The organism is Streptomyces sp. WG7, assembly GCF_049975785.1.
Taxonomy (GTDB): domain Bacteria; phylum Actinomycetota; class Actinomycetes; order Streptomycetales; family Streptomycetaceae; genus Streptomyces.
Genome location: NZ_JBNGGE010000002.1, coordinates 220,831 through 240,443, shown reverse-complemented (window position 1 = coordinate 240,443; position 19,613 = coordinate 220,831). Strand labels below are relative to the sequence as shown.

The window sequence follows — 19,613 nt, the reverse complement described above, 5'->3', positions numbered from 1 at the left end:
TGTCGAGAGCATCATCGTAGGCAGGGAAAGGCCCGTGAGGCGCTTTTGGCGGCCGTCACCCGCTCGTGTGGCATATGCCAGAGGGCCCCGTCTCCAGCGGAGACGGGGCCCTCACGGACGTACGGCGTCAGGCGCCGGCGGACGTCAGAAGCGGCGCGTGATCAGCGCCCGCTTCACCTCGGCGATCGCCTTGGTGACCTCGATACCGCGCGGGCAGGCGTCCGTGCAGTTGAAGGTCGTGCGGCAGCGCCAGACGCCGTCGCGGTCGTTCAGGATCTCCAGCCGCTGCTCGCCGGCCTCGTCACGCGAGTCGAAGATGAAGCGGTGGGCGTTGACGATCGCCGCCGGGCCGAAGTACTGCCCGTCGTTCCAGAACACCGGGCACGAGGACGTGCAGGCGGCGCACAGGATGCACTTCGTCGTGTCGTCGAAGCGCTCGCGGTCCTCGGCGGACTGCAGGCGCTCGCGCGTCGGCTCGTTGGTGTCCTTCGTGATCAGGAAGGGCATCACGTCCCGGTACGCCTGGAAGAACGGCTCCATGTCGACGACCAGGTCCTTGAGGACCGTCAGGCCCTTGATGGGCTCGACCGTGATCGGCTTCTCGGGGCTGATGTCCTTGATCAGCGTCTTGCAGGCGAGGCGGTTCTTGCCGTTGATCCGCATGGCGTCCGACCCGCAGATGCCGTGCGCGCAGGAACGGCGGAAGGTGAGGCTTCCGTCCAGGTCCCACTTGATCTTGTGCAGCGCGTCGAGGACGCGCTCCTTCGGGTCGATCTCCAGCTGGAAGTCTTCCCAGGTGGCCTCGGCCGAGACCTCCGGGTTGAACCGGCGGACGCGGAAGGTGACCGTGATGTACGGGGAGTCGGCGAAGCCGGGCTCGGGGGCCTTGTCGCTCTTCTCCATGACAGGGGTAGCCATCAGTACTTACGCTCCATCGGCTGGTAGCGGGTCTGGACGACCGGCTTGTAGTCGAGCCGGATGGACTCGGCGCCGTCGTCGCCCACCTCGCGGTACGCCATGGTGTGGCGCATGAAGTTGACGTCGTCGCGGTTGGGGAAGTCCTCGCGGTAGTGACCGCCGCGCGACTCCTTGCGGGCGAGCGCGGACACCGCCATGACCTCGGCCAGGTCGAGCAGGTTGCCCAGCTCGACGGCCTCCAGCAGGTCGGTGTTGAACCGCTTGCCCTTGTCCTGGATCGCCACGTTCTTGTAGCGGGCGCGCAGCTCGCCGATCTTCTCGACGGCCGTCTTGATCGTCTGCTCGGTGCGGAACACCATGACGTTGGCGTCCATGCACTCCTGCAGCTCGCGGCGGAGCGTCGAGACCCGCTCGGTGCCGGTGGAGGAGCGCAGGCGCTCGATCTGCTCGACGACCAGGGACTCCGGGTTCTCCGGCAGCTCGACGAAGTCCGCCTTCTGGGCGTACTCCGCCGCGGCGATGCCGGCCCGCTTGCCGAAGACGTTGATGTCCAGCAGCGAGTTGGTGCCCAGGCGGTTGGCGCCGTGCACGGACACGCAGGCGACCTCGCCGGCCGCGTACAGGCCCGGGACGACGGTGGTGTTGTCCGCGAGGACCTCACCCTCGACGTTGGTCGGGATGCCGCCCATGGCGTAGTGCGCGGTGGGCTGGATCGGGATCGGGTCCGTGTAGGGCTCGATGCCGAGGTAGGTCCGCGCGAACTCCGTGATGTCGGGCAGCTTGGCGTCCAGCTGCTCCGGCGGGAGGTGGGTGAGGTCCAGGAAGACGTGGTCGCCCTCGGGACCGCAGCCGCGGCCCTCGCGGATCTCCGTGTAGATGGAGCGCGAGACGACGTCACGGGACGCGAGGTCCTTCATGACCGGCGCGTACTTCTCCATGAAGCGCTCGCCGTCCTTGTTGCGGAGGATGCCGCCCTCACCGCGGGCGCCCTCCGTCAGCAGGATGCCCATCCGCCAGATGCCGGTCGGGTGGAACTGGAAGAACTCCATGTCCTCCAGCGGCAGCCCGCGCCGGTACACGGCCGCCTGGCCGTCACCGGTCAGGGTGTGCGCGTTGGACGTCACCTTGAAGAACTTGCCGGTGCCGCCGGACGCGTAGATCACGGACTTCGCCTGGAAGACGTGGATCTCGCCGGTGGCCAGCTCGTAGGCCACCACACCGGCGGACTTCTTGACGCCGTCGACCTCGGTGATCAGCTGGTCCAAGACGTAGAACTCGTTGAAGAACTCCACGCCCTCCTTGACGCAGTTCTGGTACAGCGTCTGGAGGATCATGTGACCGGTGCGGTCGGCCGCGTAGCAGGAGCGGCGGACCGGGGCCTCGCCGTGGTTGCGGCTGTGACCGCCGAAGCGGCGCTGGTCGATCGTGCCGTTCGGCGTCCGGTTGAACGGCAGGCCCATCTTCTCCAGGTCGAGGACCGAGTCGATGGCCTCCTTCGCCAGGATCTCGGCGGCGTCCTGGTCGACCAGGTAGTCACCGCCCTTGACCGTGTCGAAGGTGTGCCACTCCCAGTTGTCCTCCTCCACGTTGGCGAGCGCGGCGGCCATGCCGCCCTGCGCCGCGCCCGTGTGGGAGCGGGTGGGGTAGAGCTTCGTCAGGACGGCGGTGCGGCTGCGCTTCGTCGACTCGATGGCCGCGCGCATGCCGGCGCCACCGGCGCCGACGATGACGGTGTCGTACTTGTGTACCTTCATGATTTTCGCAGCCCCGTGCCTAGCGGATGTTCGGGTCGAAGGTGAAGATCACCAGCGTGCCCAGCAGGATGGTGAACACCGTGGCGGTGTAGAGCAGGCCCTTGAGCCACAGCCGGGTGTTCGGGCGCTCCGCGTAGTCGTTGATGACCGTGCGCAGGCCGTTGGCGCCGTGCAGCATCGCGAGCCAGAGCATCAGGAGGTCCCAGACCTGCCAGAACGGCGAGGCCCAGCGGCCGGCCACGAAGGCGAAGCCGATCTTCGAGACGCCGCCGTCCAGCACCAGCTGGATGAGCAGGTGGCCGATGACCAGGACGACCAGCACCACGCCGGACAGGCGCATGAACAGCCACGCGACCATCTCGAAGTTGCCCCGGGTGGACTTGGGGGTCTTCTTGGTGCGCTGGCGGGGGGCTTCGATGAGCGGCGCCGGGTTGTCGACCGTGTAGACCGAGGCACCCTCGACGGGGCCGACTCCGGAAGCGGGGGATTCAGTCGTGGACATTGGCGTCAGCTCCCGAACAGTTCACGAGCGGCGTGGCCGAGGACGGGGTAGATCGCCCCGATCATCAGCACGACCCACAGGCCGACGACGGTCCAGAGCATCTGCTTCTGGTAGCGGGCGCCCTTGACCCAGAAGTCGACGGCGATGACGCGCAGGCCGTTGAGCGCGTGGAAGAGGATGGCCGCGACGAGGCCGTACTCCAGCAGCGCGACGATCGGCGTTTTGTAGGTGGCCACGACGGTGTCGTAGGCCTCGGGGGACACACGGACGAGAGCGGTGTCCAGCACGTGGACGAACAGGAAGAAGAAAATGAGGACGCCGGTGACTCGGTGAGCCACCCAGGACCACATTCCTTCCCGGCCGCGGTACAGCGTTCCAGCCGGCACGGAAGTTTCCTCCGGGAGCGGGGATTGGGGCCGCGCCGGCTTTCCTTGTCGGTCGGGCCCGGCCGGGTACGGTCCACCGGCCCCCAGCATCGTAGCGACGGTTGCCTGCGGCGCTTACGGGGGGCCTGCCTGTGTGATCAAAGTTGCACTCAAAAGAGCAGCGGACGGGCCGCAGGAGGGTGGTTCGGGCGGTTTGCCGGGTGTGGGCCGCGGGTCGGCCGCGGCCCGCGGCGGAGCCGCCGGTGTCAGGGGGCCGCGCTGCTCAGGGAGTCGGCCAGCCGGGCCCTGGCCAGGTGCCGCAGTTCCTCCGCCGCGACTCCGCGTTCTTCCTCCGGATCGTTTGCCAATCGTGACCGGATGCCTTCGAGTGCGTGGTCCAGCGCTTCGTTGGCGGGCATGCCGTCCAGGCAGATGACGAACGCGTGTCCGAACCGGCTCTCGTAGACCGCGGTGGCCGCGCCCAGGGCCGTGTGGGCCGCCGCGTACGTGTCCGCGGGCAGGGCCGGCAGGGCCTCCGCCGCCAGCGCCTCCGTCAGGTCGTCCGGGGAGAGGTCGTACGCCGCCTCGTCCGCTGCCGCCAGGAGGGCGGGCAGGTCCGGGTAGGGGCGGTGGGCGGCGAGGCGGTGGGCCCAGTGGTGGCTGTTCAGGCAGGTGAGGAGGGCCTCGACGGCCTCGTCGGCGGGGGCGGTGTTGAAGTGCTCCAGTGAGGAGGCGGTTACCGGTGTGACGCGGGTTTGCGCCGGTACCGGTATGGCCACTCGGCCGGGGAGGTCTGGGAGACGGTGCGCAGGCAGCGTGGTTCCTCGTGGGCTTCACGTGTGTGTCGGCAGGGGATCGTGCGAGAGATGTGGCGTCACGTTATCGAGTGACGGCATGACGTGTCCGTCCGATGCCCGAATTTCACTCGAACGGGAGAGTTTCAGAACATGTGGTGGACGCATGGTGGAGCTCACGGCCGTAGGTTGGCGCTGTGAGCCAGCACGAACGCCGGACACCGGCGCGCAAGGTGAGGCAGCGGGCCGTGATCACCGGTGCGGTGGTCGCCTCGCTCGGTCTGGGAGTCGGCCTGTGGGCCACCGACGGTGAGGGCGGCGGGCCCGGGGGCCCGGCCGCGGGACCGTCCGAAGCGGCGGCCGAACCCAGCCCCAGCCGCTCCTACCCGCTGTCCGAGGAGCCGCTCACCATACCCGCCGTACGCGACCACACCCCGGCCCGCGGCCCCGGCTGGCAGCCGGAGAAGGCGCACCGCGTCGTCGTCGCCGACGCCGGGCTCGCCGACGAGGGGCGACTGATGGCGGACGAGCTGGGGCTGACGTACGCGGGGGAGAAGGACGACGAGCGCGCCGGGGACGTGCTGCTGGACGTCAGGGCGGAGAAGGGTGCCGACCCCGAGTCGTACACCATGACCGTGCGCGACGGCCGGGTCACCCTCAGCGGGCCGGCCGAGGCGGGCGTCTACTACGGCACCCGCACCCTGAAGCAGGCCGTGGACGGCGGCGGCACCGCGCCGGAGGGTGTCGTGAAGGACGAGCCGGCCAAGCCGCGGCGCGGGTTCATGCTCGACATCGCGCGCAAGCACTACGACGCCGACTGGATAAAGGACCGGATCCGCGAGCTCGGCGACCTGAAGTTCAACGAACTGGGCCTGCACTTCTCCGACGACCAGGCCTTCCGCATCGAGTCCGACTCGCACCCCGAGATCGTCTCCGACGACCACCTGACCAAGGCCGAGGTCAAGGAGATCATCGACCTCGCCGCCTCCCGGCACATCACCGTCGTCCCCGAGATCGACTCGCCGGGCCACCTCGGTGCCGTGCTCGCCGCCCACCCCGACCTCCAGCTGCGCAACGCGCAGGGCACGCCCACGCGCGGCGCGATCGACATCTCCAAGCCGGAGGCCGCCGAGATCGTCGACGACCTGATCGACGAGTACGCCGGCCTCTTCCCCGGCTCCCGGTTCCACCTCGGCGCCGACGAGTACCAGGCGCTCGTCGTGGCGGACCCCGAGGCGTCCTACCCGCAACTCGCCGCCGCCGCCCGCGAGGCGTACGGCTCCGGCGCCACCGTCGCCGACCTCACCACCGGCTGGCTGAACGGACGGGCCGAGACGGCCCTGGCCCACGACCGCACGCCGCGCGCCTGGAACGACGGCTTCTTCAAGGACACCTCCGTCGAACCCCTGAAGGACATCAAGGTCGCCTACTGGACCGGCAAGGAGATCGGCGCCCGCCCGCCGACGGAGTACCTGAGCGCGGGCCGCGAGGTCCTCAACTACAACGACGAGTTCCTCTACTACGTGCTCGGCGAGCCGCAGACCTTCGTCTACCCGACCGGCGAGCGCATCTACGAGCAGTGGACCCCGCGCGTCGTGCGCGGCACCACCCCGGTCGACGCGAAGTACGACGACCAGATCCTGGGCGGCAGCTTCGCCGTCTGGGGAGACCTGCCGAACGCCCAGACGCAGGCCCAGGTCGCCGAAGGCATCCGGCTGCCCCTGGCGGCGACGGTCCAGAAGCTGTGGGACCCGGACGAGCCCGAGCTGTCCTGGGCGGACTTCAAGGCGCTGGCGAACCGGCTCGACTGATTCCGCACGCCCCCCGGGCATCGCGCGGATTGTCCGATACGGCTGCGAACTCCCGTACGGCTGTGGTGGTCTGTGGACGAGCCGAACCGACACGCCGGGGGGAGCCGGGACATGGGCTACTGGGGGTATTTCGTCGTGGGCCGCGCCGAGCGGCCGCTCGCGGAACTGGACGCGCTGTCGGGCGCCGCGGACATGACCTTGCGCCGGTCCGCACCGGACGGCTGGCAGGTGTGGGAGTTCCCGGGCGGCGACGGAGACGTCGGGAACATGAACGACCTGGCCGGGCAGACCGGCGCGCCCGCGCTGTTCGGGTACGTCATGGACAGCGACTGCGTGGTCGTGGAGGCGGCGGCGCCGGAGAGCGGGGCGTGGACGACCTGCCTGGCCCGGGCCGCGATGGCCGGGTACCTCGGGGCCGAGAACGACGGGCTCACCCTCGAGGACTACTTCCTGGAGCCCCGGGACGCCGCCGAGCGTGCCGTGGCCTGGGCCGCCGAGGCCGGGCGCACCGCGAGCGCCGGGGAACTGGCGGAGGTGCTGTCGGCCGACCCGCGGGCCGGTGCCGAGGCCGGTGCCGAAGCAGTCGCCGGTGCCGGTGCTGATGCCGCCCACGAAGACGGACCGGTGGCCGAAAACCTCTTCTTCCGGTTCCTCGACCGGCTGGGTGTGGTGCCGCTGTGACACTCCCGGACCGTCGCACGCAGTAAGGGGAAGTGCGGGCTCCGTGGTGGTGGACGGGACGGAGCGGCAGGAGCAGGGAGGCATCGGATGAGCCTGGTGGAACTGATCGCGCGGGCCGACACACGCGGACTCGCCGGGAGTGGACTGGCTTGTTTCGATCGCTGTGTTCCCCTGCTGGGCGGTGACGACGAGGTCCTCAGGCCCCTGTGGGCGAGCCTCGCCGGTGACGCCGGCGACGGGCCCGGCTGGGCAACGGGGCTGGCGCAGGTGCGCGAGAGGCTCGCCGGTCCCGACGCCGAGGGCGAGGACGAGGCCGTACTCCTGGCCCGCCGGATGCTGGCCGCCGTGCCCGCCGAGTGCTCCGGCGCCGGGATACGGGCGTGGGCCGACGCCTGCTCCGTCGCCTCGCTCCGCGTCCACCGGCTCCTCGACCCCGCGGTGGACGCCGCCACCGTCGCCGCCGCCCGCGGGGAAGGCGGTGCGGAAGGCGGTGAGGAGGGCGGTACGGACGGACTGTCGCCGCTCGTCGCGGCCGAACTGCGCCGCCAGGTCACCGTCCTGGAAGTGCTCGCCGGCCATGGCCCGGCCGGCCTGCGCCGAGCCATGGAAGTCTCCACGGAGGGCCGCCGGGTGCTGCGCGCGGTGGTGTCCCGCCGGGCGCGCGGACGGGGCTGACCGCCGTACCGGCCACCGGACGGCCGCGGGTCCGCCACCGCCCCCGTCTGTGACGGTCGTGCGGCGGAGGTGCGGCGGACGTGGTGGACGTGGGGTGGTCCTGCGCCGGTTGCGGAACGGCCCGCGCAATCGTGTGACGAAAGTCGGCCCGGCGGCGCTCCAGCACATGTGACGACTGTGACCAGCGGATTGACGACCCAGCAGGAAACCCGGCCGTCGGCCGCCGCGAAGCCGGTGCGGTGGGCGGCGGACGCCGTGTCCACGATGCGCGAGGGCGCCCGGATACGCCTGGACTACTCGGCGCAGAGCCTGTGGCGCGTCGACCGGGTGATCGACGGCATCCGGTGCGAGGGAGCGCCGTACGCCGCCGTGGAGACGGTGCTGCGCGGACTCGGCGCCTACGCGGGCGAGGTGATCGTGCGGCAGACCGGTGGCGAATGGTGGGCGACCGGCGGCGACCACTGGGTCCGCACCCCCGACGGACGGCTGTGGGACCCGATCGACGAGGCCCGCCGCTGCTTCGCCGGCGACGGATCGCTCCGGCTGCTGTGCCGGGACACGGGGGCGACCCGGTGAGGGCCCGGCCGAGGACCGTGCGGAAACGATTCGCCTGTCATGGGGTGTGCGGAAACGGCGCACCGGCCGCGGACCTGTGACACCCGGGGCGCCCCGTCCGCTGGATCAGTGTGGGAGCCGGGCCGCGGGCGCGGACTCCCGTCACCGGCGTGAAGGGGTGGGTGGTCCGGGTGGAGCAGCGGGACGAGGCGGGCGGCCGCATACCGCGCGCCCGCGCGATGCGGGCTCACGCGGCGGCGTCGGTCCGCCGCGCCACGGCCGGCGACCGGCTGCCGCTGGACTGCTCCCCGGCCGGCCCGCGGATCGGCGACTTCCCGATCGGCGGAGTGCGCGAGGGCGGCACCGGCCACGAGCGGGCACCCGGCACACTGCGCGGCCCGGGCGCCCACGCCGACGAGGTCCGCGTGCGCCGGGCGGGCCCGGCGCGTGCGGACCGCCGTCACGTGAGGGCCCTCCGTCCGCACCGCGCGCCGTGACACGTCCGCTCCCTGTGACACTTCCGTGCGCGCCGACGCTGATGACCGTGGGGGCGGGCTCACCCGAGCGCGCGGAGAACTCGGTACGGACGAGGACGGTTCTTGGGCCAGCGAGGTGAACCCCGTCGCGTACAGGTGTACGACGGGGAACTGGGCGCGGCCGTCGCGCGGGCCCAGGAAGGTGACGAGGCCGCCTTCGCGGCCGCCTACCGGTTCGTGCAGCCCGGCCTGCTGGGCTACCTGCGCGGACTCGTCGGGGACGACGCCGAGGACGTCGCGTCGGACGCGTGGCTGGAGATAGCCCGCGACCTGCGGCGCTTCAGGGGCGACGGGGCCGGCTTCCGGGGCTGGACGGCGACGATCGCCCGGCACCGGGCCCTGGACCACCTGCGCCGCCAGAAGGTACGGCCCCGGGCGACGGCACTGGAACAGGACGTCCTGGACCTGCCCGGCCCGCACTCCACGCACGACCAGGCACTGGAGACGCTGTCCACCGAGGCCGCCCTGGCCCTGGTCGCGGGACTGCCCCGCGACCAGGCCGAGGCCGTGCTGCTGCGGGTCGTCGTCGGCCTCGACGGGCCGTCCGCCGCGCGCGTCCTCGGCAAGCGGCCGGGCGCGGTGCGCACGGCGACGTACCGGGGACTGAAGCGGCTGGCACGGCAGATGGGTGTCGACCGGGTGACGGATGACGCGCCCAGGACGCTGGGGGAGTCGACATGACGGGCACCGACGGCGGCGTCCCGGCCGACCGAGCGGGAACGGAGGCGGACATGGGCGCACAGCACGGCGAAGGCGGTGGCCATGCCGGACCCCGTCCCGTCCGCCACGACACCCCCGGGACGGAGCGGCTGCTCGCCGCCGCCCTGCGGGACGAGCACGTCGACGCCGAGGGCGAGCGACGGGCCGTGGCCGCGTTCCGGGCCGCCCTGGACGCGGCGCCGGGCCGGGCGGCGCGCAGTCGCCGGCGGGACGACTGGCGCCCGCGTGAACGCAGAGGCGCGGGGCGCACGCTGAAGACCGCGCTCTCGGTGCTGCTCGCGAGCATCACCTTGGGCGGCGTCGCCTACGCGGCGATCGGCGGCGGAGGCGGCTCGGCCACGAACGCCGCAGGGCCGGACCCCTCCCGTCCGCCTGCCTCCACGGGCGGCACCGAGGTCCGGCCGGTGAACACCCCGCGCCCCGGCCGCACGGCTCCCGGCGCCACCTCCGCGGGGCCGGACAGCCCGGCCGCCCCCCGGGACACGGAGGCCCGCTGCCGCGCGTACGAGCGGCTGGAGGGCCGCGGCGAGGCGCTGGACGCCACGGCCTGGCAGGGGCTCGTCGCGGCGGCGGGCGATCCGGGGAACGTGGCCTCCTACTGCGCTGAGCAGCGCGCCGGACAGGACCGGCCGAGCACCCCGGGCACCCCGGAAACCCCGAACACCCCGCGCACCCCAGGTGCCTCTGGCACCCCCGGAACCCCTGCCACCCCCAGGACCCCGGGGGACACGAACAGGCCGAGCGGCGCGGCCGGGCCGGCCCAGCCGGGCCGCTCGAACGGCAACGCCGGTGACGCGGCGAACGGGAACGGCGACGGAGGCGGCACGGGGTCGGCGGACCGGGCCCCCGGCAAGGGCCAGTAACCTCGCACCGGCGACGGGCGAGGTGGCCGAGGCAACGGCCGGAGCCGCCACCCCCCACAGGAGAGGCCCCGGCCGTCGCGCGGCACGGGCCGCGCGGCGGCCCGTACTCCCTACAGCGCCGCGACTGCGTTTTCTGTCACACCCCACCGCGTCACGGCTTAGTTGCATCTTGTACGGCAATGGGATGAGGACATGGACGAGTGGCGGTTTCAAGACGTAACGTGCCATTCGCGCCGATCAGTGGGAGCCTCACTCCCGCTCCACACCCGCAGTGGACCACCGCGACCATCAAGTGAGGGACCACGACGGCGAGTACCCGGTCCGCGAGAGCGGCGCCGGCTGAGGCGCAAAGAGAGGCTCGGTGCTGGGGGACGACGCGGAGCTGACCGCCGCGGTGCGTGCGGCACAGGACGGGGACGAGACCGCGTTCCGGACTGTGTACCGCGCGGTGCATCCGCGGCTGCTGGGATACGTACGGACACTGGTCGGCGACCTGGACGCCGAGGACGTGGCGTCCGAGGCCTGGCTGCAGATCGCCCGTGACCTGGAACGGTTCGACGGCGACGCCGACCGGTTCCGGGGCTGGGCCGCCCGCATCGCCCGCAACCGCGCGCTGGACCACATCCGCATGCGCGGTCGCCGGCCGGCGACGGGCGGTGACGAGACGGAGCTGACCGGCAGGCCCGCCGAGTCCGACACCGCGGACGAGGCCATGGAGGCCCTGGCCACCGGCAGTACTCTCTCCCTCATCGCCCGGCTGCCCCAGGACCAGGCCGAGGCCGTCGTCCTGCGCGTGGTGGTGGGCCTCGACGCCAAGAGTGCCGCCGAGACACTGGGCAAGCGGCCCGGCGCCGTCCGTACGGCGGCGCACCGCGGCCTGAGGCGTCTGGCCGAACTGCTCGGCGGCGATCCGGAATCGGGTGGCGGGCTCGACGCCCTGCCGCCTCAGCGAGAACCGCACCACCGTGCGGTGACGTCCGCGACTGTGACGCATACGCGTGCGCGGACGCAGAAGGACATGTGATGGCCGACGAGCAGGACAGGTGGCTGGACCGCGAAACGGCGGAGATCTTGCTGCGCGGAGAGTCACTCGAGGCTGTCGCCCCCGCGGACCGCGACCGGGCCGAGCGGCTCGCCCGGGCCCTGGGCGCACTCTCCGCGCCACCGGTCCCGAGCGGCGAGGAACTCCCCGGCGAGGCCGCCGCGCTGGCCGCCTTCCGCGCGGCGCGGGCCGAGCGTACGGCCGCGCCGACGGGAACGCCGGCCGTCGCCGGGGGCGGCACCGGCACACAGCCCTCCGACGCCGGACTGGTCCGCATCGCCCCGCGCGGCGACGGCGCCCGGCGGCCCCGCTGGAGCCGTCCGCTGCGCTTCGGGCTGGCCGCCGCGCTGACCGCCGGCATGGTCGGCGGGGTGGCGGTCGCCGCCGGAACCGGAGTCCTGCCGGCGCCGTTCGACGGCACCGAACCGGAACCCGCCGCCACCGTCTCGGCCGCCGCGTCCCCCGACCGCCCGCCCGCCTCGCCCGCGCCGCTCGACGACGTGGAGGGCGGATCGGCGCCCGGCGGCCCGGCGCGCGGCGCGCCGGACCGGGGCGGCGCGGGGAACGGCGTGGACGGCGGCACGGCCGGGGACCGCGGCTCCGACCCCGGGCCGGGTTCCGGCGACACCTCCCACGACCGGGCGAAAAGCGGCTCCGGCGGAGGGTGGCCGGAGCTCGTGGCGGCCTGCCGTGACGTACGTGCCGGCAGGGAACCGGAGGGCTCCCGCGGGCGTGCGCTGAAGGACGCGGCCGGGGGCTCGTCCCGGGTCGGGAAGTACTGCGCCGACCTCCTCGCCGGGTCTGTCGGCGCCGCCCCGGGCCGCGGCAGGGGCAAGGACGGCAGGGAGCCCGACGAGTCCGGAGAGACCGGGAAGGACTCGGGTGGCTCCGGCGGCAGGAACGGCAAGGGCGACAAGCCCGACAAAGACGGCAACAGCGGCAACGGTGGCAACAGCGGCAAGGGCGGCAACGGCGGCAAGGGGGGCGAAGGCGGAAAGAAGGGTGGCGGTGACAAGGGCGGCAAGGACGATGACGACGACGGCCCTCACATAACCCCGCCCGTCGGGCACCACCACGGTCCGCACGCCCCCTGGGCCCACCCACCTCTGCCCCAGCAGCGGCCGGCATACCCGGCGCACACCTCGTCCGCTCTCGGAGACGCCCTCCGACCTGCGCTTTCGCGGACTCTGGAGGGTTTCCCCGCCGCGGGTGTGACACTTTCGGGCGCCATGGCGCAGTAATGAGTGAGCCGACTGGTCATCGGCTGTTGCACCGAGCCGGGGTTCCCCCCGTACCTACGGCTCGTGCACCTTGGCGCGGGCGGGACATGTTCCCCCGGTCCCGCCCGCGCCCCCTTCCCCGTGCGCCTCGCCGCCTCACCGGTACACGACGACCTTGTCGCCGTCGCGCACCTGGGCGTACAGCTCCGCGATCGCCGCCTCGTCCCGTACGTTGACGCAGCCGTGCGAGGCGCCCGCGTAGCCGCGGGCGGCGAAGTCGTGCGAATAGTGCACGGCCTGACCGCCGCTGAAGAACATCGCGTACGGCATGGCCGAGTCGTACAGCGTCGAGACGTGGTGGCGGGACTTCCAGTAGACGCGGAACACGCCCTCCCGGGTCGGCGTGTACTGGGAGCCGAACCGCACCGGCATCGTCGACACGGTCCGTCCGTCGACCATCCAGCGCAGCGTCCGGCTCGACTTGCTGACGCACAGCACCCGGCCGGTCAGACAGCGCGGGTCGGGTGCGGCGGCCGGCTGCCCGCCCATCAGGTACAGCTCCCACTTGCCCGGCTCGCGCGACATCCCCAGCAGCCGCTGCCAGGTGACCGTGTCGGTGCGGCCCGTCACGGGCAGCCCGCGCTTGCCCTGGAAACCGCTCACCGCGCGCTCGGTCAGGTCGTCGTACGTCCCGGTCGGGCCGTCGACGAGCCACTCCACCTGACGCAGCCGGGCCTGGAGTTCGCGGACGTCCCGGCCGGTGTCGCCCCGCCTCCACAGCACCGGGGGCTCGCCGCGGGCGGGCGGCGCGCTCGACGGCCGGTCGCCCGCCGGTGTGTGCTTCGGCGGCGCGCCGGTGACGTCGATGTGCACCGGCGCGCGCCCCCCGCCGTCGGCGACCGTGCCCTGCACGGTGCAGCCGCCCGCCGCCAGTACGGCCCCGAGGGCGACGGCAGCCGCCCTCCCCCTGTTTCCCACCCGCGTCATACGCATCACGGCCCCCCGCCGTCTCACCGTCCCGCACGGACGTCCCCCGAGATGTTCCCCGCGGATGACGCTCCGCGAACGGCGCGGCATCGTTGTGACCGGGACCGCGACAAGGTTGTGAGCAAGGTCCCAGCGTGGGCCTCTCCACCGGGCGCACGCGCGCGGATACAGTCCGTCGGACGATCGGTCTGCAGTGGCGAGCAATTGACGGATAGTTCGAGCAGTTCGAACATGTGCTCAGCGGGAGGCATCACACCATGGCGCGCGAGTCAGAGTCCGGACTGCCCATCGAACCGGTCTACGGGCCCGATGCCCAGGCGGGCTGGGACCCGGCGGAGAAGCTGGGCGAGCCGGGGAAGTACCCCTTCACCCGGGGCGTGTACCCGTCGATGTACACGGGCCGGCCGTGGACGATGCGCCAGTACGCCGGTTTCGGTACGGCGACGGAGTCGAACGCCCGGTACAAGCAGCTGATCGCCAACGGCACGATGGGACTGTCGGTCGCCTTCGACCTGCCCACGCAGATGGGGCACGACTCGGACGCCCCGATCGCGAGCGGCGAGGTCGGCAAGGTCGGCGTGGCGATCGACTCGATCGACGACATGCGCGTGCTGTTCGGCGGGATCCCGCTGGACAAGGTGTCGACGTCGATGACGATCAACGCCCCCGCCTCGCTGCTGCTCCTGCTCTACCAACTGGTCGCCGAGGAGCAGGGGGTGGCCGCCGACCGGCTGACCGGCACGATCCAGAACGACGTGCTGAAGGAGTACATCGCGCGCGGGACGTACATCTTCCCGCCCAAGCCGTCGCTGCGGCTGATCGCGGACATCTTCAAGTACTGCAAGGCCGAGATCCCGAAGTGGAACACCATCTCGATCTCGGGTTACCACATGGCCGAGGCGGGCGCGTCGCCCGCGCAGGAGATCGCGTTCACGCTGGCGGACGGCATCGAGTACGTGCGCACGGCGGTCGCGGCCGGCATGGACGTCGACGACTTCGCGCCCCGGCTGTCCTTCTTCTTCGTGGCGCGTACGACGATCCTGGAGGAGGTCGCCAAGTTCCGCGCGGCCCGCCGGATCTGGGCGCGGGTGATGCGCGAGGAGTTCGGCGCGAAGAACCCCAAGTCGCTGATGCTGCGCTTCCACACCCAGACCGCCGGGGTGCAGCTGACCGCGCAGCAGCCCGAGGTCAACCTGGTCCGCGTCGCGGTGCAGGGCCTGGGCGCGGTCCTGGGCGGCACGCAGTCCCTGCACACCAACTCCTTCGACGAGGCGATCGCGCTGCCGACGGACAAGTCGGCGCGGCTGGCCCTGCGCACGCAGCAGGTCCTCGCCTACGAGACGGACGTGACGGCGACCGTCGACCCGTTCGCCGGCTCCTACGTCGTCGAGAAGATGACCGACGACGTGGAGGCGGCGACGCTGGAGCTGATGCGGAAGGTCGAGGACCTCGGCGGCGCGGTCGCGGCGATCGAGCACGGCTTCCAGAAGGGCGAGATCGAGCGCTCCGCCTACCGCATCGCCCAGGAGACCGACTCCGGCGAGCGGGTCGTGGTCGGCGTCAACCGCTTCCAGCTCGACGAGGAGGAGCCGTACGAGCCCCTCCGCGTCGACCCGGCCATCGAGGCCCAGCAGGCCGAACGCCTCGCCAAGCTCCGCGCCGAGCGCGACCAGCAGGCGGTGGACACCGCGCTCACGGCCCTGAAGAAGGCGGCCGAGGGGGAGGACAACGTCCTGTACCCGATGAAGGACGCGCTGCGGGCGCGGGCGACGGTGGGCGAGGTGTGCAACGCGTTGCGGGAGGTCTGGGGGACGTATGTGCCCTCGGATGCCTTCTGAGCCTGGCCCATACCTCGAACGGGTGATCGGGGGCGAAAAGGTCACGTTCCCGGTCAGGCTCGTGGAGAGGGCTCCCGAACAGGGCGCGCACCCGCTGCCCGGAGAGCGCCGGGAGGGCTACGGCCTGGACGAACGCGCCCGCCTGATGGCCGAATACCCCTGGACGGCTCAGGCGGGCGCGCAGGTCTTCACGGACTGCGAGCGGCACTTCGAGGAGGGCCCGGCCCTGGTGGTCGAGGGGATCGGGGCCGCCTACCGCCTCGGCTGACCCGTACCCGTACCCGGAGCCTTCGCCCGCTGCGCCGCCCGGTACCGGCGCACCGCACGGGTGACGGCCGGCGGCAGCAGGTCCAGCGCGAGACGGCGGGTGCGGTCGCGCGGAGTCGGCGGCCGCATAGCCCGTGCCGCGCGGTCCGCCGGACCGGCCTGCTTGGTCTGCTCCGGCACCGGCGCGGCATCCGGCCGCTGCGCCGAGGAGGCCGGCGCGGGCGAGCCGGGCGCCTGCGGACTCGGCGTCGCCGCGGGTGCCGGGTGCCGCGAGGGCGGCAGCGAGGGCAGATGCATCCGCTTGCCCTTGGCGCGGGCCCGGATCAGCCGGTGCCCGGCGGCCTGCTCCACGGTCACGGCACAGTCGTCGCGCCCGCGCAGCGCGGCGAGCAGCTCCTCCCGCACCGGCTCGGGGTCGCCCCAGGTGCCGTACAGCTTCTGGCTGCTCAGGCAGACGGGACGCAGCCCCCGGTTGAACACGGCCTCCCAGGCGGCGGCGGCCACCCCCGGGGTGTGCTCGCTGCGGAAGTCGTCGAGGACGACGATGCCGTCGGGCAGCAGCAGGTCCCGGGCCGCGCCGATGTCGCCGTGGACGTGCTCGTACAGGTGCGAGGCGTCGATGTGGGCGAAGCGGCAGGTGCCGGGCGCGACCTCGCCGGTGATCGCGGAACTGGGGGCCTGGACGATCGTCGGCAGGGTGTCGTGGAAGGAGAGGTAGTTCTGCTCGAAGGCCTGCCGGGTGAGCGAGGAGTACGACTTCGCCGCCTCCGCCCGGTTGGCCGCGTCCGGCGGCTCGGTCCCGAACAGGTCGCAGACCGTGAGCGTCTCGCCGTCCCGCAGGTGGTGCCCCAGCAGGATCGCGCTCTTGCCCAGGTAGGCGCCCAGTTCGAGCAGGTCGCCGCGGGTGTCCTGCTGCTCCTGCCGCTCCAGGAACCAGGAGAACAGCACCTGGTCGAGCGGCCAGAACCAGCCGGGGACGTCGTTCAGCTCACCGGGGTGCTTGTGCGTCTCTTGCGCAGTGGCCATGTGGCGAGCATGCCCCCTCGCCGTCTGCCGTGTGAACGGCTCGCGCAATCCCATGAGCGGAACATCACACTTATCGCCCAATGTGCCCTGACGGGCACTCTCCGGATCCGGCGTGGCGCACCTCGCGGACACCTCCGGTACAGGCGGATTTAAGGAGCCGGGGATTACATGACGCGTTCAGAGTCGTGGAAGTACCCAGGCGGAGAACCGCCGAACAGCGTATGCCGTGAAACATGACAGGGATGCGGAAAACATGATGAAGAGTGCGAGACCCGGCGCCTGGCTCGCCGGTGTGCTGGTCGTGGCGGGCACGCTCGTCGCCGGCCCGGCCCGGGCGACCGTGGGCGAGCCGGTCGGCGACGCGGGGAAGTCCTACGTCGCGAGGATCGAGATAGGTGACACGGACCGCGCCTGTTCCGGCGCGCTCGTCGAGGCCCGGTGGATCGTCACGGCGGCGAGCTGCTTCGCCGAGGACCCGGCGCAGCCGACCGCGGTCCCCGCGGGCCCGCCGGCCCGTCCGGCCAAGGTCACCGTGGGACGCACCGACCTGACCACGACGGCCGGAGTCGTCCGCGACATCGTGGAACTGGTCCCCCGGACGGACCGGGACCTGGTGCTGGCGCGGCTGTCCGCGCCGGCGTACAACATCGCTCCGGTACCCCTCAGCGCCGAGGCGCCCGTCGACGGCGAGGAACTGACCGTCGCCGGCTACGGACGCACCGCGGACGCATGGGCGCCCCTGCGGGCGCACGCCGGAACGTTCACCGTCACCGGGACCCGCGGCGCGGAACTGGACGTGGAGGGGCAGGACGGCGCCGCGGTCTGCAAGGGCGACGCGGGCGGCCCGGCGGTCCGTTCCGGTGCCGGCGGCGACGAGCTGGTCGCGATCAGCAGCCGCTCCTGGCAGGGCGGATGCTTCGGGTCCGAGGAGACCCGCCGCGGTGCCGTCGAGACCAGGCTGGACGACATCACGGACTGGGTCGGCACCCAGGTCGCCCGCTGGTCCCTGAAGGCGCAGGCGAACGGCAAGTACGTGTCCGCCGCCCTGAACGCCTCCGGCATCCACGAGGACATGCTGCGGGCGAGCAGCGACGAGGTGGCGGGCTGGGAGCAGTTCACGCTCCACACCCGGGACGGCGGAGCCACGGTGGGCCTCCGGTCCGCGGCCAACGGTCTCTTCGTCACCACCGAGTTGAACGAGACCGGCGCCTACGCGGGCGTGCTGCGCGCCCGCAGCGAGGCCCTCAACGGGTGGGAGCGGTTCACGCTCGTACCGCAGGGAGGCCAGAAGTACGCCCTGCGGTCGGAGGCGAACGACAAGTACGTCACCACCGAGGCCAACTTCACCGGAGACGACGCGAACCTGCTGCGCGCCCGCCCGACGACCGTCGTCGGCGGCTGGGAGCACTTCACGCTGGAGCACGCCGACACCTTCCGCGTCACGGGCCGTGCCCCGGCGGGTCCGGCTCCGCTGCCCCTGGGCTGACGTCGCACGGCGTCACAGGCGGCGCGGGCCGCCCCGGCGTGCGGTGCGGAGGTCGCTCCTCCGCACGCCGGGGCGGCCCGGACGCGCTCAGAGCGTCCGGGAGAGCGCCGACCGCAGCCGCGGGGTCAGCGGCTTCTCGACGAACCGGTGCAACAGCCAGGCCAGCAGCAGCATCGCAGCCGTCGTCAGCACGAAGGTCGCCGCCGACGGCACGTGCAGATCGCGGTGCAGGACGCGGATCACCACCCAGCCCAGGTGCTCGTGCACCAGGTAGAAGGGGTACGTCAGCGCCCCGGCCACCGTCAGCCAGCGCCAGTTCGCCCGGCTCAGCCAGCCCAGCGCGATCGCCGCCACCGCCAGGAAGCCGAAGGCGACGACGAGGACGATGCCGAAGGTCGTGCGGTGGGCGAAGGCCTCCGGGTCGGCGGCGTTCCACAGCTCGGCGACCGCGTAGTGCTGCCCGACCAGGAAGCTCACGGCCGTGATGCCCCACCCGTGGGCGTCCCGCCGGTCGCGGTGGACGAGGTACAGGCCGATGCCGCCCACGAAGAAGGGGGCGTACTCCGGCATCAGCACCAGGTCGAGCAGCGGCTCGTCCGCGGCCTGCGCCAGCACCGCGGCGAGGAGCCAGCCGCCGCAGAACATCAGGACCCGTCGGCGGTCGGTGCCCGGCAGTACGACGCACAGCGCGAACAGCGCGTAGAAGCGGACCTCCACCCACAGCGTCCAGCACACGCCCAGCACCCGGTCCGCGCCCAGCGGCTGCTGCAGCAACGTCAGGTTGACCAGGGCGTCGCTCGGCGACACCGCCTCGTAGGCGACCGCCGGCAGGGCGAACACCGCGGTCACCAGGACGACCGCCACCCAGTAGGCGGGCATCAGCCGGGAGACGCGGGAGGCGAAGAACGACGTCAGGGACCGCCCCCAGCCGCTCATGCAGATCACGAACCCGCTGATCACGAAGAAGACCTGGACACCGAGGCAGCCGTAGGCGAAAAGGGTGTGCAGGGTCGGGAACTGGAGCGCGGGGGAGGTGCCCCAGGCGTCGGTGACGGTGCCGCCGCGTCCGCCGTAGTGGTACGCCGCCACCATCAGCGCGGCCACCAGACGCAGTCCGTCCAGGGCGCGCAGCCGGCCCGGCGCGGGCTTCCGCCGTTCCGGTGCCGGTCCGGCCGGTGCCTTGGGGGAAGCGGCCGGACCGGGCCGCGCTGTCGGGGTGCTCACGGCCGTCTCGGTCACGCTCGTACTACTCCTTTGACCGCTGCCCGGTCGATGTCGGTTTCTCAGGACGCCCGCGGACGTGCGGGGTGGGCGGCCTCGCCCGGGGGACGGGTGCGGCACAGGCTAGGCAGTGCCTGTTCGGAAGATGAACAACCGAGCGGACGGGCACGAGAACATCTGTGGAACTCCCGGTGTCCGGCCGGCTCCCGGGGTGCGGCCCCGCACGCCATGACGTGCTCGGTCTCGTGCGCGTACGGGAAAATCTCTTCGAAAGCCGTACTCCAGTTCACCCATGTGTACGTCGGCGGTGGTGGTTCCCGGTGAAGACGGCGAAAAACACGGACGACCAGCC

The 19,613-nt window shown here is 72.3% G+C and carries 20 protein-coding genes; 12 read left to right on the top strand and 8 right to left on the bottom strand.

The window, feature by feature from the left end:
* Positions 1-144: 144 nt before the first annotated feature.
* The 5 genes from ACP4J0_RS03510 to ACP4J0_RS03490 all read right to left on the bottom strand — a co-directional run bounded on the left by ACP4J0_RS03510 (position 145) and on the right by ACP4J0_RS03490 (position 4,318).
* Entirely contained in the window at positions 145-918 is a 774-nt protein-coding gene (locus ACP4J0_RS03510) for a succinate dehydrogenase iron-sulfur subunit (protein ID WP_029394386.1), read from the bottom strand.
* Positions 918-2,672, bottom strand: a complete 1,755-nt coding sequence (gene sdhA / locus ACP4J0_RS03505) for a succinate dehydrogenase flavoprotein subunit (protein ID WP_426597117.1) — start codon at positions 2,670-2,672, stop codon at positions 918-920. Before sdhA ends, ACP4J0_RS03510 begins: the two co-directional genes overlap by 1 nt.
* Before the next feature lie 19 nt (positions 2,673-2,691).
* Positions 2,692-3,174: a succinate dehydrogenase hydrophobic membrane anchor subunit gene (locus tag ACP4J0_RS03500; protein ID WP_426523218.1), complete on the bottom strand. Its 483-nt coding sequence runs from the start codon at positions 3,172-3,174 to the stop codon at positions 2,692-2,694.
* A gap of 5 nt (positions 3,175-3,179) precedes the next feature.
* Positions 3,180-3,560 carry a succinate dehydrogenase, cytochrome b556 subunit gene (sdhC, locus tag ACP4J0_RS03495; RefSeq protein ID WP_426523219.1) on the bottom strand — a complete coding sequence of 127 codons (381 nt, stop codon included), beginning with the start codon at positions 3,558-3,560 and terminating at the stop codon, positions 3,180-3,182.
* A 245-nt stretch (positions 3,561-3,805) separates the two neighbouring features.
* A complete protein-coding gene (locus ACP4J0_RS03490; protein WP_426597116.1) occupies positions 3,806-4,318 on the bottom strand; it encodes a 2-oxo-4-hydroxy-4-carboxy-5-ureidoimidazoline decarboxylase in 513 nt (170 codons plus the stop codon).
* A gap of 212 nt (positions 4,319-4,530) precedes the next feature.
* Here ACP4J0_RS03490 and ACP4J0_RS03485 point away from each other — a divergent pair, with 212 nt between their 5' ends.
* The 9 genes from ACP4J0_RS03485 to ACP4J0_RS03445 all read left to right on the top strand — a co-directional run bounded on the left by ACP4J0_RS03485 (position 4,531) and on the right by ACP4J0_RS03445 (position 12,457).
* Complete coding sequence (locus ACP4J0_RS03485; RefSeq protein WP_426597115.1) at positions 4,531-6,144, top strand: beta-N-acetylhexosaminidase; 1,614 nt, start codon at positions 4,531-4,533, stop codon at positions 6,142-6,144.
* Positions 6,145-6,255: 111 nt separating this feature from the next.
* Positions 6,256-6,825 carry a hypothetical protein gene (locus ACP4J0_RS03480; RefSeq protein WP_426597114.1) on the top strand — a complete coding sequence of 190 codons (570 nt, stop codon included), beginning with the start codon at positions 6,256-6,258 and terminating at the stop codon, positions 6,823-6,825.
* An 87-nt stretch (positions 6,826-6,912) separates the two neighbouring features.
* Entirely contained in the window at positions 6,913-7,500 is a 588-nt protein-coding gene (locus ACP4J0_RS03475; protein WP_426597113.1) for a hypothetical protein, read from the top strand.
* A 189-nt stretch (positions 7,501-7,689) separates the two neighbouring features.
* On the top strand, positions 7,690-8,076 hold the full coding sequence (locus ACP4J0_RS03470) for a hypothetical protein (RefSeq protein ID WP_426597276.1): 387 nt from the start codon (positions 7,690-7,692) through the stop codon (positions 8,074-8,076).
* Between the two features lie 149 nt (positions 8,077-8,225).
* Positions 8,226-8,552 carry a hypothetical protein gene (locus ACP4J0_RS03465; protein ID WP_426597112.1) on the top strand — a complete coding sequence of 109 codons (327 nt, stop codon included), beginning with the start codon at positions 8,226-8,228 and terminating at the stop codon, positions 8,550-8,552.
* Positions 8,553-8,654: 102 nt separating this feature from the next.
* A complete protein-coding gene (locus tag ACP4J0_RS03460; RefSeq protein ID WP_426597111.1) occupies positions 8,655-9,272 on the top strand; it encodes an RNA polymerase sigma factor in 618 nt (205 codons plus the stop codon).
* The gene (locus tag ACP4J0_RS03455) at positions 9,269-10,174 is read left to right on the top strand and encodes a hypothetical protein (RefSeq protein ID WP_426597110.1); all 906 of its coding nucleotides are present in this window, start codon (positions 9,269-9,271) and stop codon (positions 10,172-10,174) included. Before ACP4J0_RS03460 ends, ACP4J0_RS03455 begins: the two co-directional genes overlap by 4 nt.
* A 361-nt stretch (positions 10,175-10,535) precedes the next feature.
* Complete coding sequence (locus ACP4J0_RS03450; protein WP_426597109.1) at positions 10,536-11,198, top strand: RNA polymerase sigma factor; 663 nt, start codon at positions 10,536-10,538, stop codon at positions 11,196-11,198.
* Entirely contained in the window at positions 11,198-12,457 is a 1,260-nt protein-coding gene (locus ACP4J0_RS03445) for a hypothetical protein (protein WP_426597108.1), read from the top strand. Before ACP4J0_RS03450 ends, ACP4J0_RS03445 begins: the two co-directional genes overlap by 1 nt.
* 135 nt (positions 12,458-12,592) lie before the next feature.
* Here the strand turns inward: ACP4J0_RS03445 and ACP4J0_RS03440 are convergent, their stop codons facing one another.
* Positions 12,593-13,429: a L,D-transpeptidase family protein gene (locus ACP4J0_RS03440; RefSeq protein ID WP_426597107.1), complete on the bottom strand. Its 837-nt coding sequence runs from the start codon at positions 13,427-13,429 to the stop codon at positions 12,593-12,595.
* Positions 13,430-13,680: 251 nt separating this feature from the next.
* Here ACP4J0_RS03440 and ACP4J0_RS03435 point away from each other — a divergent pair, with 251 nt between their 5' ends.
* Both ACP4J0_RS03435 and ACP4J0_RS03430 read left to right on the top strand, forming a co-directional pair.
* Positions 13,681-15,261 (top strand): acyl-CoA mutase large subunit family protein, encoded by a 1,581-nt coding sequence (locus ACP4J0_RS03435; protein ID WP_426597106.1) that lies wholly within the window; start codon positions 13,681-13,683, stop codon positions 15,259-15,261.
* 22 nt (positions 15,262-15,283) lie between these two features.
* On the top strand, positions 15,284-15,529 hold the full coding sequence (locus ACP4J0_RS03430; protein ID WP_426597105.1) for a TetR/AcrR family transcriptional regulator C-terminal domain-containing protein: 246 nt from the start codon (positions 15,284-15,286) through the stop codon (positions 15,527-15,529).
* Here ACP4J0_RS03430 and ACP4J0_RS03425 read toward each other — a convergent pair.
* A complete protein-coding gene (locus ACP4J0_RS03425; protein WP_426597104.1) occupies positions 15,514-16,554 on the bottom strand; it encodes a class I SAM-dependent methyltransferase in 1,041 nt (346 codons plus the stop codon). The two genes, ACP4J0_RS03430 and ACP4J0_RS03425, sit on opposite strands and share 16 nt — an antisense overlap.
* Positions 16,555-16,807: 253 nt before the next feature.
* Here ACP4J0_RS03425 and ACP4J0_RS03420 point away from each other — a divergent pair, with 253 nt between their 5' ends.
* On the top strand, positions 16,808-18,040 hold the full coding sequence (locus ACP4J0_RS03420) for a trypsin-like serine protease (RefSeq protein WP_426597103.1): 1,233 nt from the start codon (positions 16,808-16,810) through the stop codon (positions 18,038-18,040).
* An 87-nt stretch (positions 18,041-18,127) separates the two neighbouring features.
* On the opposite strand, the gene ACP4J0_RS03415 is transcribed toward ACP4J0_RS03420, so the two are convergent.
* Positions 18,128-19,279, bottom strand: a complete 1,152-nt coding sequence (locus ACP4J0_RS03415) for an acyltransferase family protein (RefSeq protein WP_426597102.1) — start codon at positions 19,277-19,279, stop codon at positions 18,128-18,130.
* Between the last annotated feature and the right edge of the window lie 334 nt (positions 19,280-19,613).